Annotated in this window: 1 protein-coding gene and 1 other annotated feature; the gene reads left to right on the top strand. The window is 60.4% G+C overall.

The window, feature by feature from the left end:
• The first annotated feature begins 50 nt into the window (after positions 1-50).
• Positions 51-1279 (top strand): IS3 family transposase gene (locus LNV07_RS25330; protein ID WP_263573991.1). Its coding sequence is split into 2 segments (ribosomal slippage): positions 51-339 and positions 339-1279, totalling 1230 coding nucleotides; the frame shifts between segments, so codons are not numbered across the junction.
• Positions 329-445 (top strand) — a sequence feature (AL1L pseudoknot). It overlaps the preceding gene by 117 nt.
• Positions 1280-1319 lie beyond the last annotated feature (40 nt).

Below are 1319 nucleotides of genomic sequence, written 5' to 3'. Positions count from 1 at the left end.
TGAATCGCCCCGGGTTTTGAGGAGGCTCCAACCTTTGAGAAGATGGAGCCATGAAGAAGACAAACAAGTTCTCACCTGAGGTCCGTGAGCGGGCCGTTCGCATGGTGCAAGAGCACCGAGATCAGTACCCATCGCTATGGGCCGCCGTGGAGTCGATAGCGCCGAAGATCGGCTGCGTGCCCAAGACGCTGCTGGAATGGGTCCAGCGCCAAGAAGTTGACACCGGTGTTCGCGCTGGCGTCACCACGGGCGAGGCCCAACGCGTCAAAGAACTCGAACGCGAGGTCAAGGAACTGCGCCGTGCCAACGAAATATTGAAGCTGGCCAGCGCGTTTTTCGCCCAGGCGGAGCTCGACCGCCGACTCAAGTCCTGACGAATTTCATCGACGAGCACCGGGATACCTACGAGGTCGAGCCGATCTGCAAAGTGCTGCAGGTCGCCCCGTCGTGCTATCGAAGACGCGCGGCGCATCGACGTGACCCGCTCAAGCGATGCGCTAGGGCCAAGCGTGACGAGGAGTTGGTGCCTCAGATCGAACGCGTCTGGCAGGCCAATATGCAAGTCTACGGGGCCGAGAAGGTGTGGCGGCAATTGGCACGTGAAGGCACTGTGGTCGCACGCTGCACGGTCGAGCGGCTGATGCGCAACCTGGGTCTGCGAGGGGTCAAGCGCGGCAAGGTGATGCGCACGACGGTCAGCGACAGCAAGGCGGCTTGCCCGCTGGATAAAGTCAACCGGCAGTTCCGCGCTGAGCGGCCGAACCAGCTCTGGGTCTCTGACTTCACCTATGTCTCAACCTGGCAGGGCTGGCTGTACGTGGCCTTTGTGATCGATGTATTTGCCAGGCGAATCGTGGGCTGGCGGGTCAGTAGTTCGATGCACACCGACTTCGTGCTCGATGCGCTTGAGCAAGCTCTCTACGACCGCCAGCCGGGGTCTGACAAGAGCTTGATTCACCACTCGGATCGCGGTTCGCAATACGTGTCCATTCGGTACAGCGAGCGCCTTGCCGAAGCTGGCATTGAACCGTCGGTGGGCAGTAAGGGGGACAGCTACGACAACGCTCTGGCCGAGACAATCAACGGGCTCTACAAGGCCGAGTTGATTCATCGTCGAGGGCCTTGGAAAACCAAGGAAGCTGTCGAGCTGGCGACCCTTGAGTGGGTGGCCTGGTTCAACCACCAACGCCTGCTCGGACCCATCGGCTACATCCCTCCTGCAGAAGCTGAGGCAAACTATTACCGGCAACTCGCCAATCAGGCTGCGGCAGTAGCTTGACTTACACCAATTAGCCTCCTCGGATCCCGGGGCGATTCAG

The organism is Roseateles oligotrophus (genome assembly GCF_025717515.1).
GTDB classification, from domain to species: domain Bacteria; phylum Pseudomonadota; class Gammaproteobacteria; order Burkholderiales; family Burkholderiaceae_C; genus Paucibacter_A; species Paucibacter_A oligotrophus.
Note: the sequence above shows the minus strand (reverse complement) of the source record. Positions and strands in the feature narration are given on the sequence as shown.